The 20,214-nt window shown below is 59.3% G+C and carries 18 protein-coding genes and 1 tRNA gene; 7 read left to right on the forward strand and 12 right to left on the reverse strand.

Annotated features, from left to right (window positions below; all coding sequences use genetic code 11):
- Positions 1-6 precede the first annotated feature (6 nt).
- From AC0L3S_RS27355 to AC0L3S_RS27370, 4 genes are all read right to left on the reverse strand, one after another.
- Positions 7-936, reverse strand: a complete 930-nt coding sequence (locus AC0L3S_RS27355) for a CobW family GTP-binding protein (RefSeq protein ID WP_473282519.1) — start codon at positions 934-936, stop codon at positions 7-9.
- Positions 937-939: 3 nt separating this feature from the next.
- Positions 940-2,430, reverse strand: coding sequence for an amidohydrolase family protein (locus tag AC0L3S_RS27360; RefSeq protein ID WP_473282521.1), 1,491 nt, complete (start codon positions 2,428-2,430; stop codon positions 940-942).
- A gap of 888 nt (positions 2,431-3,318) precedes the next feature.
- Positions 3,319-3,891, reverse strand: a complete 573-nt coding sequence (locus AC0L3S_RS27365) for a cytochrome b (RefSeq protein WP_473282523.1) — start codon at positions 3,889-3,891, stop codon at positions 3,319-3,321.
- Positions 3,892-4,002: 111 nt separating this feature from the next.
- The gene (locus AC0L3S_RS27370; RefSeq protein ID WP_473282525.1) at positions 4,003-4,230 is read right to left on the reverse strand and encodes a hypothetical protein; all 228 of its coding nucleotides are present in this window, start codon (positions 4,228-4,230) and stop codon (positions 4,003-4,005) included.
- A 250-nt stretch (positions 4,231-4,480) separates the two neighbouring features.
- Here AC0L3S_RS27370 and AC0L3S_RS27375 point away from each other — a divergent pair, with 250 nt between their 5' ends.
- Genes AC0L3S_RS27375 through AC0L3S_RS27385 form a run of 3 tightly spaced genes read left to right on the forward strand, consistent with a single transcriptional unit; the run spans position 4,481 to position 9,041 of the window.
- A complete protein-coding gene (locus AC0L3S_RS27375) occupies positions 4,481-5,617 on the forward strand; it encodes an efflux RND transporter periplasmic adaptor subunit (RefSeq protein ID WP_473282570.1) in 1,137 nt (378 codons plus the stop codon).
- Positions 5,617-8,694 (forward strand): efflux RND transporter permease subunit, encoded by a 3,078-nt coding sequence (locus AC0L3S_RS27380; protein ID WP_473282527.1) that lies wholly within the window; start codon positions 5,617-5,619, stop codon positions 8,692-8,694. Before AC0L3S_RS27375 ends, AC0L3S_RS27380 begins: the two co-directional genes overlap by 1 nt.
- Complete coding sequence (locus AC0L3S_RS27385; protein ID WP_473282529.1) at positions 8,691-9,041, forward strand: DUF3240 family protein; 351 nt, start codon at positions 8,691-8,693, stop codon at positions 9,039-9,041. Before AC0L3S_RS27380 ends, AC0L3S_RS27385 begins: the two co-directional genes overlap by 4 nt.
- Positions 9,042-9,186: 145 nt before the next feature.
- Here AC0L3S_RS27385 and AC0L3S_RS27390 read toward each other — a convergent pair.
- The 5 genes from AC0L3S_RS27390 to AC0L3S_RS27410 all read right to left on the reverse strand — a co-directional run bounded on the left by AC0L3S_RS27390 (position 9,187) and on the right by AC0L3S_RS27410 (position 13,568).
- A tRNA-Glu gene (locus AC0L3S_RS27390) sits at positions 9,187-9,261 on the reverse strand.
- 185 nt (positions 9,262-9,446) lie between these two features.
- On the reverse strand, positions 9,447-11,276 hold the full coding sequence (locus tag AC0L3S_RS27395) for a helix-turn-helix domain-containing protein (protein WP_473282531.1): 1,830 nt from the start codon (positions 11,274-11,276) through the stop codon (positions 9,447-9,449).
- Positions 11,277-11,476: 200 nt separating this feature from the next.
- On the reverse strand, positions 11,477-11,827 hold the full coding sequence (locus AC0L3S_RS27400) for a hypothetical protein (protein WP_473282533.1): 351 nt from the start codon (positions 11,825-11,827) through the stop codon (positions 11,477-11,479).
- The gene (locus tag AC0L3S_RS27405; protein ID WP_473282535.1) at positions 11,827-12,201 is read right to left on the reverse strand and encodes a hypothetical protein; all 375 of its coding nucleotides are present in this window, start codon (positions 12,199-12,201) and stop codon (positions 11,827-11,829) included. The genes AC0L3S_RS27400 and AC0L3S_RS27405 overlap by 1 nt, the downstream gene beginning before the upstream one ends.
- Positions 12,198-13,568: a hypothetical protein gene (locus AC0L3S_RS27410; RefSeq protein WP_473282537.1), complete on the reverse strand. Its 1,371-nt coding sequence runs from the start codon at positions 13,566-13,568 to the stop codon at positions 12,198-12,200. Before AC0L3S_RS27410 ends, AC0L3S_RS27405 begins: the two co-directional genes overlap by 4 nt.
- Positions 13,569-13,804: 236 nt before the next feature.
- Between AC0L3S_RS27410 and AC0L3S_RS27415 the strand changes: the two genes are divergently transcribed.
- Positions 13,805-14,350 carry a recombinase family protein gene (locus tag AC0L3S_RS27415; protein WP_473282539.1) on the forward strand — a complete coding sequence of 182 codons (546 nt, stop codon included), beginning with the start codon at positions 13,805-13,807 and terminating at the stop codon, positions 14,348-14,350.
- A 450-nt stretch (positions 14,351-14,800) separates the two neighbouring features.
- On the opposite strand, the gene AC0L3S_RS27420 is transcribed toward AC0L3S_RS27415, so the two are convergent.
- A complete protein-coding gene (locus tag AC0L3S_RS27420; protein ID WP_473282542.1) occupies positions 14,801-15,748 on the reverse strand; it encodes an alpha/beta fold hydrolase in 948 nt (315 codons plus the stop codon).
- Between the two features lie 948 nt (positions 15,749-16,696).
- On the opposite strand from AC0L3S_RS27420, the gene AC0L3S_RS27425 reads away from it, so the two are divergent.
- Positions 16,697-17,155 (forward strand): nuclear transport factor 2 family protein, encoded by a 459-nt coding sequence (locus AC0L3S_RS27425; protein ID WP_473282544.1) that lies wholly within the window; start codon positions 16,697-16,699, stop codon positions 17,153-17,155.
- A 349-nt stretch (positions 17,156-17,504) separates the two neighbouring features.
- Here the strand turns inward: AC0L3S_RS27425 and AC0L3S_RS27430 are convergent, their stop codons facing one another.
- Both AC0L3S_RS27430 and AC0L3S_RS27435 read right to left on the reverse strand, forming a co-directional pair.
- Entirely contained in the window at positions 17,505-18,317 is an 813-nt protein-coding gene (locus tag AC0L3S_RS27430) for a COG4705 family protein (protein WP_473282546.1), read from the reverse strand.
- 303 nt (positions 18,318-18,620) lie between these two features.
- On the reverse strand, positions 18,621-18,851 hold the full coding sequence (locus AC0L3S_RS27435; RefSeq protein ID WP_473282547.1) for a DUF6894 family protein: 231 nt from the start codon (positions 18,849-18,851) through the stop codon (positions 18,621-18,623).
- A gap of 44 nt (positions 18,852-18,895) precedes the next feature.
- Here AC0L3S_RS27435 and AC0L3S_RS27440 point away from each other — a divergent pair, with 44 nt between their 5' ends.
- Together AC0L3S_RS27440 and AC0L3S_RS27445 are read left to right on the forward strand one after the other, a co-directional pair.
- Positions 18,896-19,069 (forward strand): hypothetical protein, encoded by a 174-nt coding sequence (locus AC0L3S_RS27440; protein WP_473282549.1) that lies wholly within the window; start codon positions 18,896-18,898, stop codon positions 19,067-19,069.
- Between the two features lie 778 nt (positions 19,070-19,847).
- Entirely contained in the window at positions 19,848-20,069 is a 222-nt protein-coding gene (locus AC0L3S_RS27445; RefSeq protein ID WP_473282551.1) for a hypothetical protein, read from the forward strand.
- Positions 20,070-20,214 lie beyond the last annotated feature (145 nt).

A 20,214-nucleotide genomic window follows, 5' to 3' on the forward strand; every position in this document is an offset into this window, starting at 1 on the left:
AGCAGGCTATCCACCGGCAACGCACGTCTCCATGATCCCGTCGAGTTCGGCCTTCGAGAGCACCCCGAGCTCGGCGATGAAGACGATCCGCGCACGCGGCACGCCCGGCGTCGGCAGTTCGCCAGGCGCCAGCGTGGCGCGGCCGGCGGCGAAATGAAACACCATCTGGCGCCCGGGCTGCTCGACGGTCTCGAACAGGCCTTTGGCCCGCGCGAGTTTTGGCGCGAGCCGGCCGATCGCCTGCTGCAGGCGGGGCAGCGAGATCGGCCGGTCCGAGGTCCAGCTCAGCGTTTCGAAGCGTTGCTCTGCCGGACGTTTCGGTCCGGGCTCGCGTAGCGGCGGCGCGCGGTCGACGGTTGCGGGAAACAGCAGGGCGGACGGAATCTCGCCGTGCTGCGCATCGACCACCACGGCAGGAACGCGCTGCGCGCGGATGGCCTCGCGCATCCGCCCGCTCGCGCCCTCCTCCGCCAGATCCAGCTTGCTCAGAGCCACGATGTCGGCGACCCTCAATTGCGAACGATGCAGCGCATCGTCGAGAGCGGTCGGCGGTGTCGCCGCGTCCATCACGCAGAGCACCGTCTCCAGCGGCGCCTCGCGCAGGATCACGGGATCCATCAAGTTACGCACGATCTCGGCGGGATCGGCGACGCCGCTGGTCTCGATGACGATGTATTCCGGCTTCGGATCACGCCGCAGCAGCGTCGCGAGCGTGCGCAGAAGGTCGCCTTCGAGCGAGCAGCAGATGCAGCCATTGGCGAGGCTGACCACGCCGTCGCTCGCGCCCGCGATCAGCTCGGCATCGATGTTGATCGCGCCGAAATCGTTGACCACAGCGGCGATCCGCCGCCCCTCCGCATGCGCTAGCAGATGGTTGACGACCGTGGTCTTGCCGGCCCCCAGAAAGCCCGTCACCAGGAGAATGGGGACCGGCATGTCTCAACCCCCGACGACGGGACGGCGCACGGGACGACCGGGGCGCGCCGCTACGTCCAGCACGCCATCGCTGATCAATGGCTGGCCGCTGACGATCAGATGCCGCACGCCTTCGGAGGGGCGGTTCATCGCCGTGAAGGTCGCGCGGTCCGAGAGCTTCTCGTAGTCGAACACGACGATGTCGGCGTCGGCGTCCTTGGCGAGCCTGCCCTTGGCGCGCATCGCGGGCGTGCTTTGCGACAGGATCTCCGCCGGAATCAGCGCGCATTTTCGCACGCCTTCGAGCAGCGACACTGTCTTGCGCTCGCGCACCCATTCGCGGATGAATTTCGTGAAGCAGCCCGCCGAGCGCGGATGCGAGGTGGCGTCGTCCGGCAGTGGCCAGGCGTCGCCGGTGTAGGTCTTGCCGTCCGACGTCGTCCACGGCATCGCGTCGGACGCGATCGCACCGCCGGGATAGAGCACCGACATGTCGAGCAGGTCGCGGTGATGCGTATTGTTCTCGGTGTCGAGGATGTGCCACAGCACCAGCGACGACGGCTCTTCAGCCTGCGCCTTCAAGAGCTCCTCGCGATCGCTGAAGCGATGGCCATCGGTGACCCGCTGCACGGAATCGTAACCGGTGCCGTTGCGCTCGACGAATTCCGGGTCGCTGAAGAAGGCAGCCGCCAGCACGGTCGAGCCGGTGCCGTAGGGATAGGCCTCGACCGTGATGGGCAGGCCCTGCGCCTGCGCTTTCGCGATCAGCACGCGGCAGCGCTCGACGTCGGTCTTGCTCGACGAGTTGAAATGGCAGATGTGCATGTGCGCGCCGGTGGCTCCGGCATAGCCGATCAGGCGGATATAGGCCTCCGCCGCGCTCTCGGGGTCGACACGCGACATGTAGGCGACGTGGGTGAAGGTCGGCACGTCCTGCGCGGCCGCGAGTTGGCAGACCGCGGTCAGCTCCTGCACGCCGGCACCCGGCGCATAGGCGTTCAAGATGCCGACGCCGATGCCGCCCTCGTTCAGGCCGCGCGAAAGGCGCTCCAGAATGCCGGCGACCTCCGCATCGCTGGCCACGTTGTCCATCCAGCGGCGATCGCGCATGGCGTTGCCGAACGCCTCGAGCGAGCTCTCCGCATTGGAGCCTGTCATCGCGCCAATACGCGCGAAAGCCCAGTTGGTGGCGGCGCCGTAGTTCAGCACGCGTCCCTTCCTGGCCTGGCGCTCATACCAGGACCCGACCGGCAGCACGCCGGCTTCGAGATCGAGCGTCGTCGTGACGCCGTCGAACGCCTGCATGCGATCGGCGGGAAGCGACTGGCCATGCGCATGAAGGTCGATGAAGCCGGGCGCGACCACGAGCCCGGTGGCGTCGATCACCCGCTCGGCGCCGCCGAGCCCTGTTCCGACCGCGGCGACCTTGCCGTCCACCACCGCCACATCGCCGATGGCGTCCATTCCGCTGGCGGGATCCACCACCCGACCGCCAGAGATCACCAGACCGCTCATATCGTCACTCCCTCACGCTGAACTCGCATCAAGGCAGATTCCGCGAGGGACGACCACCTCCACCGATGCCGACGCATCATGCTCGCAAAGGAGGCTCGAAAGGCAGGCTCGAAAGGCAGGCTCGAAAAGGGGGGCAATTTACATGCGGGTCGCGGACACGCGCTCGCAGTCTCGCGGCAGGTTTGCCCGAGCTATGCTTCTCGCTTCACGCCCTCGAAGAAAGGGCGCAGGGAAGACCGGGCGCCGGCTGGCACCCATAAAAACCCCCATGCGAACTGATTGCACACGCAATGCACAGGGGAGACACAGGGCAGCCGAGACCAGGCCTTCCCTGCGCGATGGTTTGACGGCCTATGCCGCGCTCTCCCCGGAGACGAGTTCCTTCTTGCCTCCGTCACCTCTGCGAAATTCACGGCACCGCGCCGGTTGACGCGCTGACGCCTTCGCAAAGGCTTGACCGTAGCAACGACGGCCAGGACCACACGGTTTCGCCGTACGCGAGCTGACCCTGCTTCGCCAAGAGGCTTCGCAGGGCTTCGGCGCCGTCCGTCGATGCGGTTCGTGCCATGCTCACGAGGTTCATCTCGCCCTGCACGCACAAGCCCGCCTTTAACGCCGCCCGCGTCCACCGCAACTCCCAACCCGCGTTCGTGACGACGTACGACCGCCCCTTTTGTGGGCTGGGATGGCCAACACATACGATATTTCCGAATTTCGGTAAATGGGAATATTTTTATGGGAGGGGATTGACGCGATTTTTTGACTATTTTGCCCACGGGCCAGGCGTTCTCAGCTCGACCCGTTGCATCATTATGGCGGCGAAGGCGCTTGCGGCTTCGAGGAGCAACTCATCGATCATCGGACGTTCGGCGGCGGAGTTCCAATCCATCAGCCGGGCCGGACGTTCCGGGGCAGCATGCGAACCAGCGTGCGATCACGAAACACCAAGTGATGGATTAGCGCAGCCGCCGCGTGGAAGACTGCGAGGATCACCAGTGCGTGAGCAAGAATTTCATGTATCTCCTTCACATTGTGGGCGAAGGCACGATCTTTAAGCCATGGCGATGGAATTTCAGCCAGGCCAAATAGCGAGAGCGCATCACCACGCGCAAATTGCAATATGATCCCAACGACTGGGACGGCGACCAACAACGCATAAAGGGCAAAGTGCGCGATCCGGGAAGCGGAATCCAGCCACTTTCCCATCGATGCTCCAAGTTCGGTCGCTTCCAGCGGCGGAGGCGGATCGACCAGACGCCAGATCACACGCGCCACCAGAAGAGCGAGGATCGCGACCCCGGCGGAAATGTGAACAAAGAGGCCGGCATCACGGGGGCCTCCCTTCGGCAGCACGTCGCCGAAAATCCCAAGCCCCCAAGCGAGAGCAACGAGGAAGACCGTCAGCCAATGCAAAGCTTGCGGAATCGCGCCGTAGTCTTTCGTTGAATTAAAGAGCTGCATATGGCCCCTCTTGGAAATTTGTCAGACGTGATCAGGATTCGCTGACTTGGATCGAGAAGCCGTCAGCAACTGTCGTCGGCGACCGCGCAGATCGTCTATGCCGATCTTGGGTCAGCTGACCGCGCCGCCATAGCGCAAATTGCCGGGCGACAGCGAGCGGCTCACCGCAGGCGGCCTCCCATTTTTGCACTTTGGCGCGAATTCAGGCGCCAGATTTTGCAGATGCGCGGGATTCCAGCGATTCTCGGCCACCCCACCATGGGGCAATGCAGGCTCAAGCATGCCCGCCAGGCCCATCAGCGTAATTGCAATCGTCGAGACGAATTTACCCGGCTTCACGGCTTGCTTCCCGAGTCTGAAGGCATCGACGTTCCTTTTCGCGCATCCATTGCGAACTGTGATTGACGCAGATCAACTCGACAACGCTTGGGGAGCTTCCAGTCGCGAACCAGTCGCAACTGCTCACGTTGAATCAGGACGGCTTGAGGGAGATCAAGCCGCGGGAGCGTGCACGGAATATCTGAACTGGGCGGCCGCGCGACTTCATGACGCCGCCGGTCCACATGGTCTCTTGCCGAGTTTTCTGCCGATGCATCATTGCCGGGTGATCCTGAATCTGTACGCACGGCGGCGGTTGGCTTGCGCTATACTCAGCCTCGCACTGGTTGGCCACGTCACCAGGTCGTTTGCGGACGACGCGGTAAAGATCGGGCCGGCGCAAATGCGAAGCCTCGGCGTGCGCGTCACGCATCCGGTCTCCAGCCGAACCGATCAGACGCTACCTTATCCGGCCCAGATTGTGATCCCCACGCCGCAATTGTGGGTCGTTAGTGCTCCGGCGGCCGGTATGATCGCAGGTCTATCGGTGGCCCGTGGCGACCGGGTCACCGCGGGCCAGCGACTTGTCACCCTGCAAAGCCCGAGCTTCGTGTCGCTGCAGCGCGACTATCTGCATGCCATCGCGCAGGACGTTCTGGCTGCGCAGCAGTTGCGACGAAACACCGAATTGTTCGAAGGCAAGGCGGTGCCACAGCGCGTGATGGAGGCTAGCCAGACCGAGGCGCGGCAGGCCAGCATTGCTGTTGCCGAACGCCGGCAGATGCTGAGGCTTAGCGGCCTCTCGGATGCGGATATTTCGCGCCTGACCGATGAAGCGGCGATCACGGCGACACTTTCCGTCGCCGCGCCCGAGCCGGCGACAGTCGTTGAACTCGCGATCTCACCCGGCCAGCGGGTCGAGCAATCGGCGCCGCTCGTCAAGCTCGCGCGGCTGTCGCCGCTATGGGCCGAGATTGCGATTCCCGGATCGAGCATCCGCGCCATTCGCACGGGTGCCAAAGTGGAAGTTGAAGGTTACGCGACGCCGGGCCACGTCGTGCTGGTATCGGAAACGACCGACGCTGCGACCCAGACGGTGCTGGTGCGGGCGGAACTGCCCAATAATGGTGAACTGCGTCCGGGGCAGACCGCTGCGGTACGGATCAATTTTCTTTCCCCCGGCGAAAGCGCCTGGGAAGTTCCCTACAGCGCGGTGGTTCGGCGCGGCGAAGCCGCCTCGATCTTTGTCGTTATTGACGGCGGCTTCCGGCTGATCCCGGTCACGCTGCTCGCCGAGGACCAGAACCACATGGTGGTCGCGGGCGAGCTCAGCGACAAGGACGAGGTGGCAATCAGCGGTATTTCCGGGTTGCGCGGCGTTCTGGCGGGCCTCGGAGCTGGCAATTGATGCTCGAGCGTCTGGTCGGCTTTGCGCTGTCGCAGCGCCTGTTTGTCGGCTTAAGCGTGCTGTTGCTGATCGGAGCCGGCTTCGTCGTTCTACCGGGCCTGCCGATCGACGCCTTCCCCGACGTCTCGCCTGTTCAAGTGAAAATCATCATGAAGGCGCCGGGCCTCACCCCGGAGGAGGTCGAACAGCGCATCACTGTTCCGATCGAACTGGAATTGCTGGGCCTGCCGAACAAGAAGATCCTGCGCTCGTCGACCAAATACACGCTTGCCGATATCACTGTCGATTTCGAGGACGGCACCGACATCTACTGGGCGCGCAATCAGGTCACCGGACGTCTCTCCAACATTGCGCGCGATCTACCTGAGGGCGTCAACGGCGGCCTGGCGCCGATCACGAGCCCGCTCGGCGAGATGTTCATGTTCACGATCGACAGCCCCGAGCTGTCGCTGGCCGAACGGCGCACGCTGCTCGATTGGGTGATCCGTCCGGCGCTGCGGACAGTGCCGGGCGTCGCCGACGTCAACGCGCTCGGCGGTTATGTCCGCGCCTTCGAGATCGTACCGCTCAACGATGCGCTGGCGGCGCGCGGCATTTCGTCTGAATTGTTTCGCCGCGCCGTGGAGGCCAACAGCCGTAACGACGGCGCCGGCCGGGTCAACCAGGGCGAAGACAGCGCGCTGGTCCGGATCGAGGGCAGCATCCGCTCCATCGACGACATTCGCGCGATCGTGGTCGACACCCGCGACGGCATCCCGATCCGGGTGAACGACGTCGCGCGGGTCCAGGTCGGCTCGCTGACGCGCTACGGCGCCGTCACGGTCGATGGCCGCGGCGAAACGGTCGAAGGACTGGTGCTGGGCCTGCGCGGCGCCAACGCCGGTCAGCTCGTGCACGACGTCCGCCAGCGGCTGGAGGAACTACAGCCCTCGTTGCCGAAAAGCGTTTCCATCAACGTCTTCTACGATCGGAGTCGGCTGGTCGGGCGTGCCGTCGGCACCGTCATTCGCGCCCTGGGCGAAGCCACCGTCCTCGTCGTCGTCCTGCTGCTGCTGTTCCTCGGCAATTGGCGGGCGTCGCTGGTGATTGCACTCAGCCTGCCGCTCGCTATCGTCATCGCGCTGATCGCCATGCGGGCCGTCGGAATGTCGGCCAATCTGATGAGCTTGGGCGGGCTTGCGATCGCAATCGGCCTGCTGATCGACGCGCTGGTAGTCGTGGTCGAGAACATCGTCGGCAACCTTAGCAAGGAGACCAGCGGCGCGCCGCCGCCGCTGGTCCATATCGTGTTTCGATCCGTGTGCGAGGTACTGGAGCCGGTCGCTTCGGGTGTGTTGATCATCATCATCGTTTTCGTTCCGCTGCTCACGCTGCAGGGGCTCGAGGGCAAATTGTTCATCCCGGTAGCGCTGGCCATCATCTTTGCGCTGGCCGGCTCGCTATTGTTGTCGCTCACCGTGATTCCGGTCGCGACCTCGTTTCTCCTCAAATCAGTCCCCCATCACGAGCCGTGGCTGATCCGGTCCGCCTCGCGCCTGTATGCACCGGCGTTGGTCTGGGCACTCGCCAACGAGCGCAAGGTGATGATCGCGGCCGTGGTGGCTCTGGTCGCGGCAGGATTTGCCTATACTCAGCTCGGCAAGACCTTCATGCCGACGATGGACGAGGGCGACATCATTGTCAGCGTCGAGACCCTGCCCTCGGTCAATCTCGACGAAGCGCTCGCCCTCAATGCGAGAATTCAATCGGCGATCCTGGCCAAGGTGCCCGATGTTACCGGCATCGTCGCGCGCACAGGGTCGGATGAACTTGGCCTCGATCCGATGGGGCCCAACCAGAGCGACACGTTCCTGGTCTTGAAACCCGTCGAGGAACGGAAGACGTCGAGCAAGTCGGTACTACTGCAGCAACTCCGCGAGGTGCTCGCCGAGTTTCCGGGCGTGTCGCTGAGCTTTACCCAACCGATCGACATGCGCGTGCAGGAGATGATCAGCGGCGTGCGTGGCGACGTAGCGGTCAAGCTCTTCGGCCCCGACATTGCAAAACTGAACGAGATCGCGGCCAGGCTGTCGGCGATCCTGTCCGGGATTGACGGCGCCGAGGACGTGTACACGACGCTGAATGAAGGCGCGCAATATTATACGATCGCGATCAACCGGATGGAGGCCGGGCGCCTCGGCCTGACCGTGGACGCGGTTGCCAACGCGTTGCGTACCCAGATCGAGGGCCGAACGATCGGTACCGCATTGGAAGATGGCCGCCGCACGCCGATCCTGGTCCGCGGCAGCGAGCAGACCCGCGAGGCTCCGACGCTCTTGGGCAGCCTGCCGCTGACGCTGGCGTCCGGACAGCACGTAGCGCTCTCGCAAGTTGCCCGCATCCATCGGGTCGATGGCCCCGTCAAGATCGACCGCGAGGACGGCAGCCGGATGAGCGTGGTTCGGGCCAATGTCCGCGGCCGCGACATGGTGGGCTTTGTCGAGGCGGCGCGGCAGAAGGTGACGGCGGAGATCACGCTGCCGCAGGGCTATCGGCTCACATGGGGCGGACAGTTCGAAAATCAGCAGCGCGCCGCCGCGCGTCTGTCGATTGTCGTGCCGGTCGCCATCGGGCTTATCTTCGTTCTGCTCTTCACCACTTTTGGTTCGATCCGTCAGGCGCTGCTGGTGCTGGTCAATATTCCATTCGCGCTGATCGGCGGCGTCTTTGCGCTTGTCCTGACCGGCGAGTATCTTTCCGTTCCGGCCTCGGTCGGATTCATCGCACTGCTCGGCATCGCCGTATTGAACGGCGTCGTGCTGGTCTCCTATTTCAACCAGTTGCGCGCTCACGGCCTGCCGCAAGACGATATCGTCACCCAAGGCGCGAGGCGCCGGCTGCGGCCCGTGCTGATGACCGCGAGCATCACAGCGCTCGGACTAATCCCGCTACTGTTTGCGACCGGCCCCGGATCCGAAATCCAGAAGCCGCTGGCGATCGTGGTGATCGGCGGGCTGCTTTCGTCGACGGCGTTGACTCTCATTCTGTTGCCGATCCTCTATCGCCGCTTTGGTGGCGTCGCGAAGGCTACCAAATGACCGCAGAACTGGTTTGTCTGACCCTGATTGCATCGCGTCAGTTTCGCCAGGAACTATTCGATTATCTCACCGCGCAAAGCGATCTGGTGTCCGGCTTCACCGCATCCGATGCCGCCGGACACGGCGAGACGGTGCGATTATTGACGCCGGCGGAACGCGTGAAGGGTCATGCTGACCAGGTGCTGGTACGGCTCGTCCTCGAGAAGGTGCGCGCGGAGCAACTGCTCGATCGGCTGAGGACGGCGTTTGCCGGATCGCAACTGGTTTATTGGATGATGCCAGTTGTGGAGTTTGGCGTGGTCGACGGGTATTCCGCGAGTCATTCGCACCCGTCATTGGATCCGTAGAGACACCTCGGGCGATCGGATCGCGAACGGCAAATTGTGACGGCGCAGGGTGGCAAGCTCGGCTGATGCCTGCACGATCAATCAGTTGTCGAGCAACATGGCATTCCCGCACTGGAGCGCCATCGTATATTCAATGTCGTGGATTTGGCGCTCCCTAGGGGAATCGAACCCCTGTTTCAGCCTTGAGAGGGCCGCGTCCTAACCGCTAGACGAAGGGAGCGTTTCTGGCGGGATAACAGCCCAACTGACCTTCCTTCGCCCTTCGCTCCGCTCTGTGCTTCTCGTCCACTTAGTCCACTAATCGACAGAACGTAGCAGGGAAACGTAGCAGCGCAAGGCTCTCACCAAACAGATCTCAAGAAAACTCTCAGAGACCGGCAGTCTGCCCCGTCCGAACAGCGGGGATCAACGAGGCCGCGGCTTATGCGCCTTGGTTAGGCCCGCTTTTCTGAGAACTTTATAAAGAGTGGGCTTGGAGATTCCGAGTTGCTCGCAGATTGCATCTTGCTTGTATCCAGCCTTTGCTAACGAGATTGCTTGATCTGTTATCGTATCGTCATATCTACGAAGATACTCAGCAGGGCTTTTCTGCTTTCCTCGCGCTGCGATGATCCGATTAACCGTTGATCGGCTAACACCAAAAGCATATGCGACCTCCTGACTGCTTTTGCCGGAGCTGTAAGCTCTGACAATCTCTGCCTCAATATCGACGCCGATTACCCGGCCATAGCCGCCTGCGGGAGCACCTATAAGCCCATTCAATAAGACGTGGCCCTCGCGAGAACATTGGTCACGTATGCGCGTAATGAGATCACGTTCAGCGTCGCCAGCCGCATTTGCAGCAATTACTCCGGGAAGAATTTCCATCGTAACTATTTCTGCTATCGGTATGCCGACAGACCGCGCCTCACGGATTGCTTCCCTGATAAATGCTGTCCTCTTATTGCGTGTGGTTATGCCCTTCGTCGCCTGCGCGATGTGCTGACGCATCCGCATTAGCGGATCTATGCTTTGTCCGGCGTAAAGACCCACTGTCTTGCCGGGTATAATCACCTTCATGATGTACAAATAGGTGTCTCGCTCCGAATGCCCCGTAATCTCTGACGGACTAAGTGGAACGAGGCCAAGTGCGCGTCCTGAAATGCTTATGCCACCGGCGCGTTCGGCGAGACCTCGCTCGCGTAGTACTTGTATCACCGACTTTTTCGTTCTCCTGGCCTCCGCATAGATCTCCTGAACGAAATCATGAGAGAACACTTTCCGCTTGGTCCCCATGCCGCTGCTTACAGCAAGCCCCAGCTTTCTCATGCGCTCGTAAAGCGAGGAGGGATTAACCCCATATTCTTTCGCCAAGGTCCAGATGCCAATTTTCTCGGCAATCCGACGACGATGGATTTCTCTGATCTGCTCGTCGGCAAGTTTCCGTGACCTATCGGTGCTTGCACCCGCTGCCTTTCGAGGATGCTTGGGCCGCCGGGAGGCTCTCGCCTTCGCTCGCTCTCGTTCTAGGATCGCACCAAGTCCCTCGATTGAAAGACCAAGCTCACTCGGCAGTGTATCTAACGGAATCCCTGCCTCGTGCCGCACTCGGATCTCTTGCAATGCTCCGGCATCTATTTGCGGTGGAACTACACCGTGTCGCGCCAAGGCTTGCCGTAATCCTGATGGAGAGAAGCCAAATTCTTTTGAAATTGCCGGAAGCGTTTCGCCATTTTTGAGCCGGAAGCCTACGGCACGAGCCAGCGTCGGCGTCATGCGCGACCAAGCTCGCACCTGTAAGTTATGCCTATGGAACGTATTGGTCAGCGACACCTTTGATAGCCCTGCTTCCGAAGCCAGAGAGGCGATGGATTCGCCACGCAAGTAGCGATTGTGATACCGCTTCACCTCTGAGCTCTTGAGCTTTGACCTTTTTCTGAGGGTCTCGTATCGGTCCCGCGCCTGATAGCCTTCGGCTCTCAGATGTTGCGCGAGAGTAGTTCGCTTGACCCCTAGCTGACGAGCGATCTGGTCCTGCGACAGACCCTCCTCATAGAGCCGCATAGCTTCCCGGATCATCTTGGCGGTTATAGCAGGCTCGCGTGGGTCAAGCGTGATCCCTCGCCTTTTGATTGCCTTGCTGAAAGCGCTCTGACTTAGGCCAATCTCGGCCATCAGCGCTGTAATGCTTTCACCCCGACTGTATCTCCCAACCACATCATTGATCGTTTTGTCGTCCAGTCGTTTCTTGCGCAAGAATTGTCTCTTCCTACCGGCGGGATCTCAATTACAACCAGCGGCACCGGCCTAGTTTATATGGTGGGCTTCGACCTGCTATATTCTTGAGCAAAAATCTGTCTCGTCTTCGCAGAATAGGGGTTCGCTAGATCCCCCCGCTGCCCCGTCAGGGTGATATCAGCGCAGCGGCGAAGAGAGCTTGCACCGCGCGGAGTTGATCAGACCGACCAAACGATATCCGTTCCATACCGACGACGATAACGCCGCTGGAAAGCGTCCATTGCTGCTGCCGTCTGGCTCAAGATCAAAACCACATCACTATTCTGCGGCAAATCGTCCTCGTTTAGTTCGTCGAGGTATCCACGATTGGGTTCACCGTCCAGCACGTCGTGTATGGCCTTGAGAAGTCTGTTAACGATCCTCGTTTTGGTTTTCCCTACTTGGCCGTCTGGCTTCTTACGAGACAGCTCTTGGAATTCCCGATACATTGCTTCAAGTAGCGGGTTCAAGGTGTTATATGCGGCCACCTTCTCCGGGGTGGTCTTTGGAAGATCGGGTTCACGGGCCATCAGCGCACACCTTTCGGTGCCACGGCAACGATGTTGCTCATGCTCTTATTGACTTGCCAATACCACGTGCCGTTGTGCATCCGCTGGATATTCTGAGCCTTCACCTTCTCGGCGCACTCTACAAATTGGCTCACTACAAAACTTAGATCGCTGTTCGTAGGAAGATCGTCTGCGTTGAACTTTTCAAAGTTCAGAACCGGCGCTGAGGTCCCAAGGACTTTCTTGGCGACCTCTAAAACTGAGTTTGCAAGCTCTACCTTAAATTTGCTGACGGGCTTGTCCGGATGCTTTTTGGATGCTGTGGTGGCCTCTTGATGGAGGGCATCAAGCTGCGCAGCCATCTTCCTGAATTCTTCAACTTCGTCCGCAGTCATGTGGGGCACTCCCGCTTAAACGTGAGATAGCTTCTTTTAAGTACATCTAGCGGTGGCCGCCGCTTCTCCTCAAACAGATCAACCATCAGCGACATATCTTCGTCCGTAATAGGAATGATGCACCTCCGCTGGCCGGACCAGAGGTCAATGGTATTCCTTCGCATCGCGTTCGGTAACGGGTGCCGCGTCACCAGCACGCCGAACCTACCGAATTCATCCGACAAGTACCGATTTAGCTGATTGATATGCTCCCTCTCAATGCTTCGAACGTTTTTGATCTCGCAAACAAGTTGCCTCGTACCAAAATCGGCATGGATGTCGCGCAAAAAATCGACTTCGCGATTCATATAGAAGATCAAATCTCTAATTTGCGCCCCGCTATCTGTTCGCACTTGATCGTCAGCGTAGTCGAGGTGCGGGTAAAACATATTCGCGAGCAGTTCGACGACCAGATCTTCGTATTTCTGATCGGCATTCCCATCTTTACCTGTTGGCAGCTTCTGGATCGCTGCAAGCCTTCGCTTCGCTGATACCAACGGGATCTGAGTGAATAGCGGATCGACAGCGCAATGAGCGGCAGTTCGCTCTTTCAGTTCGATGTATTGTCGAACGACGCCGTAGTTGTGCCGATTGAAATTCAGCAAGGCAACACGATCCCACACGACCTTGTTATGCTGGTCGTCTTTTGGAATGTAGTTCTTGAAGTAATCGTCGAAGCCGATCCAGGGCGAATGGCGAAGCCACCGCTTCGGAACGAGCAATATGGGCGATCCACTCTTGGGGTCCGTTGGCAGATCGATTTCTTCGATAACAATCAACTTGTGAGACTGTTGGTCGTAGACACTGTCCAGTTTGGTCTTTGCGCGGGGAATTCCCAGCTTGTCGCACTGCTCGATTGTGTAATCGATGAGAAAGGACTTGAGGAGATTGCAAGCTATGTCGCTCACACGATCCTTCGAGATCCCATCCACGAATAGTTGAATTTCCTCGAAGTGAGTGAAGCCGGCAGCGTAAGAGGGGATAACTTCGAACAAACTCAGTATTTGCCGAGCTATTGACGAGCCGATCCGCTTACCTTTTTTCTTAGCGGCACCTCCAAGGCCAACCTCTTCACACTCCGAAATCTGCTGAACCATTCCGATAGCGAGGTCAGCGTGCCCTTGCTTCGCGAGCGTTCCGAGCCGGTTGAATGCCGCGATCATCGCTCCGTGGAGAGCTTGGTCTTGGAGTGATGGAGACTTCCAAAGCAGGAATGGGTCCACGTAAAGAGGGAGATCCTCTTCGAGGAACGGTATTGCGAAGTCCACGCTGGCCTGTGCGAGATCGAGGCCGTGGAACTCAGTGAGGCGTGGACGGATGAGGGCCATGGCTTGTGTAGTGCGAAAAATTGCAGCGGCTCGCAACTACACGGTGCGGTCAATCCCCAATGAAGACGCGGAATCTCCCTTCGGGCCAGAATCATTCGTCGCGCTTGGATTGTTCACTTTGGATCTTGATCCAAAGATTCGGATGTGTAAAAAATGGAAAACGACCCGCTGTGAACGCTGAGCGGACCCTTACGGAACGGTCACCACGGGTACACCCATCGTGAACAGGAGGTGTCATGTCCCTCATCGGTTACGCCCGCGTCTCCACCACCGACCAGAACACCGACACCCAAGTTGAGCGCTTGAAGGCCGCTGGCTGCGACATCGTCAGGCAGGAGAAGGTGTCAGGCAGGAGCCGCGAGGGCCGAACCGAGTTGGAGACCATCCTCGACTTCATCAGACCCGGCGACACGCTGGTGGTGGTGAAGCTCGACCGGCTTGGCCGATCAACCCGCGATGCGCTGAACCTCGTCCACGAACTGGATCAGAAGGGAGCATCGCTCCGTATTCTTGAGCCAGACGTCAGCACGGCGGGGCCGCTCGGACGCATGGTGGTTACTGTGCTAGGCATGGTCGCTGAGATGGAGCTAGGTTTCATCAAGGAGCGGCAAGCGGCTGGCATCGCCAAGGCCAAGGCCAATGGCATTTATAAGGGCAGGCCGGTCAGCCTCGACCATCAGCAGATCAAGTCCCTTCGCTCGCAGGGTCTTGGCGCTACTGCAATAGCGAAGCAGCTAAAATGTTCGCGGGGAGCAATCTACAAGGCGTTAAGCGTGAGCTAACTGTCGATCATGCCCCATTCCTGCGCTTCTCGTCGATACTCATAAACCTCCTCACAGTGCTAAAGGTAACCAGCATGTTGAGGAGGTTTCTGGCGTTCTGCGGTTCCTTATCGTCAATGCAGAACTGCTTAGTTCAACTAGGCGGGCGCGTTGAAGCCGGAATGCCGTTCAAGGTTCGCCCTACACGCTTCGATCTACAAAGCCATGTACGCTCAATGACCAATTCCACTGCTGCGTCCGCTTCGCGCTTAAATGGACGCCGATTAAAGACGTGTTGTCTTCTGCAACGAGCGAAATCGAAGTTCATCGCAACGAAGCGCTTGCCTCTCGAAAGCTAAGAAGACAGCTCTTTACCGGCGCCCTAGCAACGATGAGCAAGCGTGCCATAAGGCCGAGATGACCACCTGCATAGGTGCACTCGGCATCGCAGAGATAAAACCGAGGGCACCTTCAGTTTTTAACTTGTGAGCCCACGGTCGAGAGGAATTGCATCAACATCGCGTTGAAAGCATCAGGCTGCTGAACCATGGACAGATGGCGGCCACCCGGTAGTACAACGACCTTCGCATTGGCCATACATGCTGCGGCACCGTCGGTCGCGAGCCGAAACACCGTTCGCGTATCCTCGCCACGGCTGAGCAGCGTCGGGATTTTGATCTGGCGGAGTTGCTCGCAGGAAAGCGGTGGCGGCGGCGGAGACGCTGCAAGCAGTGCGACGGTGCGAGCATTCTCGAGGAACATGGAACGAGCTTCCGGAGGCAAATGATCGAAGATGTCCGGCTGGCTATTGACACCGGCCGGCACGAGCCGAGCCACATTGGCGAGGTCACCGGATTTCGCCGCCGCGACTGCTGGGCCCAGCATCGCTTGGCGATCCTGGCCTGCGCTCTTCAGGATTTCTGGATCAGTGATGAAGCCACCGGCAGTCGGCTCATACACGGCAATGCTGCGGACGAGTTCAGGATGCTGGAGCGCTACGAGCATCACGATCGGACCACTGTACGACCATCCCACGAGGCTCACCGGCCCACTATTCAAACTCTGAATGAATGCGGCGACATCATCGACGTGCGTTGCGATCGAGTACTTCGAGCCGTCGTCGGACCAAGGGCTTGTCCCATGATAACGAAGGTTGAACGCGACGAACCGATACTTGGATGCGATTGCCTTTCGCTGACCATCCCAAGCCCTGTAGTCCGAACAGCACCCATGGACAAACACCACAGGCGCCCCATCGCCTTGTTCCTCATAATTGAGTACCGCGCCGTTGATGGTTGTCTGCTTTGACTGCGGGCTGTCGGAGCCCGCCGACCAAGAGTTCGTTGTCATGAAAAGAAGGCTGCAGGTCAAACTGAGTTTATAAAAAAGCAATTTCAGCGCCGTAACATCACGGGTCATGATCAACTCCCACGCATTAGCGGTCACAGTAGCTATAGAACTGTAATGTACCAGTTTAATGAGGGTCAACTGTCCGATGGCTAGCTCCGTTCTGGGTAAACAGGCGGCACCGTCCGACGTGGCTGAACAGGGTCGCAGCAAGTCCAAGAGCGGACATCTTGCTAACCCCCCTGCCCTGAGCGGCTACTCTCACCCGTAAGTAGCTGCCGTCACGTTCGCTGGGTATGCTGCGGTGGTGGCGGCGGCTGAGGAACTGAGGTAGCAGGCTGCTGCGACGACGCGGCAGGCGGTTGCTGCTGCGGTGCGTGACTGGCTGCTGATTACCGTCACTATGCAGGACGCACGTCCCTATGGGGCAAGCTTATCGAAATAAACAACCTTGATCTACATCAAAGCATGGGGAGCCGGAGCACGGCTCGATGAAGCTTCGTGGTCCCCAAACTACGAATGAGACCCACCAATGAAGCCGCTGGCCCCCCAAGCTGGCGGCTTCTCTCTAAAAGCACCTTGTCCGGTATCCTCATGGAGCGGGTCAGACCAATCAAACCGACCGTCACGGCTGCGATCCGCCGCGCCATGGTCGCGGTGAATGATCAGAAGGTCTTTCGTATCTATGGCCCGAATGGCACCCTGTGGAAGTGCGAACGCGAGCTTGTTTCGCCACGCACACTATGGAAGCTGATCACGTATAGCCTGATCGAGGACGAACCGCAGACTGCCGTTACGGAGGCTCCGCTCACCACCGTCCGAATGCGTTTGAGCCAAGCTGGCTTTGACTTTCTGAGATCGAGTGCCGGAAGTGGACCAACTCCGTCCAGCTGAAGGCGTTACCGCTGAACCCATGGCTTTCGATGATCGGGACACCGTAGATGGTCGCCTCTTTGGCAATTCATTACGCTGTGGTACCGTTCCTGCGCCGCTTTCGCGGCCAACGATTGGGAGGGTTCGATGCGATTAGCTACTGCTGCTACGCTCTGCCTGTTATCCGTTCTCGTAGATCCGGTATTTGCTGCTGACGATCAGGGCAGCAGCCAGGACGTGGAAAAGATTGCTGCTGCTTACAAGGAGAACTTCGACAAGCAGAACAGTGCAGGTCTTGTGGCGCTGTTCACCAAGGACGGTGTTCTCGTCAATCCTAGTGGAACGCATACAGATCTTGCTCAGTTTATGGAAGGTGCCTTCAAGGCTGGTATGAACCAGATCAAGATCACGGTCGAACAGGCCAGCACCGTTGACCCCGATAAAGACAGCATGATTGGCATCGGTGAGTATCAGGCGACGGGCAAGAACTCGTCCGGGGCAGCGATGGAGGATAGAGGACGCTGGACGGCAACTTATATTCGTGAAGGTGGAACGTGGAAGATCAGGATGCTCACGGGGTTTCCCGCAGCACCGCCGCCGAAATGACCGCGAGGAGCCGGAGACTCACCGACACTGATCTGGGGGTGGGCCAACCGGGGCTACGATACGCGAGCCTTGCAAGCCTATCTCGGCCACAAGAACATTCAGCACGCCGTCCGATACACTGAGCTGTCGCCCACCCGGTTCAAGGGCTTTTGGCGAAGCTGAGAGTAGCGCAAGGACTCGGCGCGACCGCCATTGCGAAGAAGCTTGGGTGTTCACGCGGCGCGATCTACAAGGCAATGGCTGGTCAGTAGCCAGTGCCAGTGCTGGCGTTTGTCGAAAATGCGGACGCCGATTGAGTGCGAGATTGTCTTCTGCAAAGGCCAACACGCAACCTTCCGTATGGATTGGACTACTCGGTTCTTGGCTGAGACGCCCAATCGACCGAATGCCGCCCTGGCCGCTGCGGCAGGATAGCGACGAGCAAGACGATTGCAGCGAGAATGACCACGGAAGCTATAGGACGACTGAGGGCTAGCCCACCATGGCTGACTGGCTTGTCAAGAAAATCTCCAACCGTGGCCCCCAGAGGGCGCGTGAGAATGAAGGCCGCCCAGAACAGAAAGACCCGCGATACCGTGGTCCAGTAGTACAGCGCCGCAAGCACCACTAGGCCCGCACCAAAAAGTAGGGCGCCTCCATCGTATCCCAGTCCGGTATCGTCAGCGATCCAATCTCCGAGGGCGGTACCCAAGGTTTGCGAGAACGTAATGGTGATCCAATAGAACAGCTCGGTCCTTGGGGACGTGACAGTGTCCACATTCACTGATCCCAAGGTCGCGTACCATGCGCCAAGGGAACAAAGGACACAGGCCAGCAAAATGGAAGAGCCTCCCACATAGCCAATTCCCAAAGAACGATCAAAAAAATCCGCCAGCGCGGTGCCCACAGTCGTGGAAGCAACAATGGCGAGCCAGTACACCCAAGGATTGAATTTCGTCGTTGAAATCTGAGCGACGACTGCGGCAACGAAAATCGCGAGAAAGATAGCAGTCCCGATCAGATACCCACCGTTCTGGGCATTCTGATCTGCGTGGAGCCAACTCATGGTTACCGCGTCGCCACCGGTTTCTCCCAGAGTGGTGGCAAGGACTTTGATCGCCCAGAAACCCAGCGTGACGGCAGGTACCTTGCTGATAATGTCATTTGCACTCTGGAACCTCATTAAACTACTCCTCCATACCTGACGTTGCCGGGTGCGGACTGGCCAGAAAAACGCTGCAAGCAGTGAAGGCGCCGAACTAATCCCAGTGGACCGCTGGAGGGACCCCTTGGGTCAACAGGCGATACCGTCCGATTGCGACGACACAGTCGCTAATTTTTTCGGACCAGATCGGTGTTGAGGGGCGAGACACCGCTGCCAAGCGACCTACATCCACTTCATAGCTTCTGCCTGCGTTCGTGTCCGCTCACCACGAACGATGAGGCATTGGCAAACGTTCCCGCCAAGGGCCTTGCTGAGGCGGCCTTACTTCATTTTCCTAGAGCGAATGCTGATGAAGTAGACCGGCTTTCCGGCCTCGTCTGCAACTTCCAAGCTCCATTCTTCGCCAGGTCGGAACTTCCGATCTACGTCGTTCAACAGTGTACCGGCGTAACGGGTAGCCTCGCGCCAAGCCGTCGCATCGTCCGGCAAGTCTTTGCCTTCCTCATCCTTGTTGGGCGCAACATTGTGGACGTGGAAGAAGTATCGCGGCATTCTAGATGAATGCAGGCCATTCGGTCCCGTTCCTATGGTGCCTCATGACGGCCGATGAATACTTGAAACGAGCAGAGCGATACCGCGTGGCGCTGGAGACGGTGACGGATGCCTTGACGCGCCATCACCTTGAAACGATGGAGCGGAGCTACCGGATGCTGGCCGAGAGCGAACGGGCGCTGCGCAAGTTAGGCGTCGCCCTCCCGACCGTTGACTGAACCTCGGCGATTCGGCTTCCCGCCCAGCTTCTTGATCAGTTCACGTAGATCGTTGATGTAGTCCTGAATTATCCGACGTACCTCCGCTTGACGAAGGGCTTTGGGGTCTGTGGGTTCTTCGCCCTGATCTTTCTCCGGCTGCTTCATGTCCCATCCTCGCGGAAGGGACACCGGGGACTTTGATGCACGTCAATGGCAAGCGATCAGGACACATCAGGTTCCGGTATCGGAACACCGCGTTACTACGGATTTCTCAACCCTGTCGAGGGGGTCAGGATGCTCTTGCCGGGGCTGTCATTTCATTCCCAACGCATTTGTCCGGCAGGGGTCGCGCCAATGCGACCCTTTTTCTATGATTGCTGTGCACAAGTAGCCTTTCAGTAGTTCTGCACCGCCACCATTGCGACTGTCCGACCACTTCACCCTTCTAGCAGAGGTACAGAGCCGTCTCGCCAACTGAGATGGCTTTGCTGCTCATCATGTTGATCTGAATAGTCCTCACAAGAAAAACCCGACCAGTAGTGCTGGCCGGGTTAGTCAGGATGGGAGGAAGACAACGCGTCGTCCATGTCCGGCAACGACGCGTATTCTGAGCCGTTCCCGCCCAAGTGCGCATTTGCTGCCGCCCGTGAAAACTTGCTGATCCAGGTTAATCCCTTTCGAGCGAGCGTAGGGAACCTCCGCGCCTTTCTTGGCTTGGTTGTGAGAACTGGGACCTGAGCCGTTGAAGGGCCGCGAGATGGGTTGAGCGCGGCTCTGACCCCACGCAGCCCAAGCAATGATCCCGATACTGCCGGAGACCGGGCAGATGATTGATGCTTTGATGCACTACCTCGAAAGAGCCATTGCCTTCGAGCGGTTTGCCGCCAATGAGGCCGACCCTGATCTGAGAGCCGATCTTGAGCGCCAAGCGACAGCTTACCGAAGGCTTGCCTCGATGCGAGCGGAAGGAATGGGTCTGCCTCCGCCCAGCAAACCATTGCAGCCGCCGCATCCTTGAGTGTGTTCAGGGATCAAGAACGCTCGCAACGTCATCCCGTACTTGCCCATAAGTAGTGATCCGGGAGGGAGCGCGGTCCACCACCAGCAGTGTTAGCTGGCCCTGATGGACAAGAAAGCTCAGCCCTCAGAACCGAAATGCCTCA

It is taken from the genome of Bradyrhizobium sp. Ken01 (assembly GCF_055807355.1).

Bases quoted from the DNA above. Each gene is read 5' to 3' on its own strand.
- AC0L3S_RS27420 (WP_473282542.1), bottom strand. From the start codon at position 15,748: ATGACCCGTGATGTTACGGCGCTGAAATTGCTTTTTTATAAACTCAGT.
- AC0L3S_RS27385 (WP_473282529.1), top strand. From the start codon at position 8,691: ATGACCGCAGAACTGGTTTGTCTGACCCTGATTGCATCGCGTCAGTTT.
- AC0L3S_RS27380 (WP_473282527.1), top strand. From the start codon at position 5,617: ATGCTCGAGCGTCTGGTCGGCTTTGCGCTGTCGCAGCGCCTGTTTGTC.
- AC0L3S_RS27415 (WP_473282539.1), top strand. From the start codon at position 13,805: ATGTCCCTCATCGGTTACGCCCGCGTCTCCACCACCGACCAGAACACC.
- AC0L3S_RS27375 (WP_473282570.1), top strand. From the start codon at position 4,481: ATGCATCATTGCCGGGTGATCCTGAATCTGTACGCACGGCGGCGGTTG.
- AC0L3S_RS27405 (WP_473282535.1), bottom strand. From the start codon at position 12,201: ATGACTGCGGACGAAGTTGAAGAATTCAGGAAGATGGCTGCGCAGCTT.
- AC0L3S_RS27410 (WP_473282537.1), bottom strand. From the start codon at position 13,568: ATGGCCCTCATCCGTCCACGCCTCACTGAGTTCCACGGCCTCGATCTC.
- AC0L3S_RS27360 (WP_473282521.1), bottom strand. From the start codon at position 2,430: ATGAGCGGTCTGGTGATCTCTGGCGGTCGGGTGGTGGATCCCGCCAGC.
- AC0L3S_RS27425 (WP_473282544.1), top strand. From the start codon at position 16,697: ATGCGATTAGCTACTGCTGCTACGCTCTGCCTGTTATCCGTTCTCGTA.
- AC0L3S_RS27445 (WP_473282551.1), top strand. From the start codon at position 19,848: ATGATCCCGATACTGCCGGAGACCGGGCAGATGATTGATGCTTTGATG.
- AC0L3S_RS27435 (WP_473282547.1), bottom strand. From the start codon at position 18,851: ATGCCGCGATACTTCTTCCACGTCCACAATGTTGCGCCCAACAAGGAT.
- AC0L3S_RS27365 (WP_473282523.1), bottom strand. From the start codon at position 3,891: ATGCAGCTCTTTAATTCAACGAAAGACTACGGCGCGATTCCGCAAGCT.
- AC0L3S_RS27440 (WP_473282549.1), top strand. From the start codon at position 18,896: ATGACGGCCGATGAATACTTGAAACGAGCAGAGCGATACCGCGTGGCG.
- AC0L3S_RS27430 (WP_473282546.1), bottom strand. From the start codon at position 18,317: ATGAGGTTCCAGAGTGCAAATGACATTATCAGCAAGGTACCTGCCGTC.
- AC0L3S_RS27400 (WP_473282533.1), bottom strand. From the start codon at position 11,827: ATGGCCCGTGAACCCGATCTTCCAAAGACCACCCCGGAGAAGGTGGCC.
- AC0L3S_RS27355 (WP_473282519.1), bottom strand. From the start codon at position 936: ATGCCGGTCCCCATTCTCCTGGTGACGGGCTTTCTGGGGGCCGGCAAG.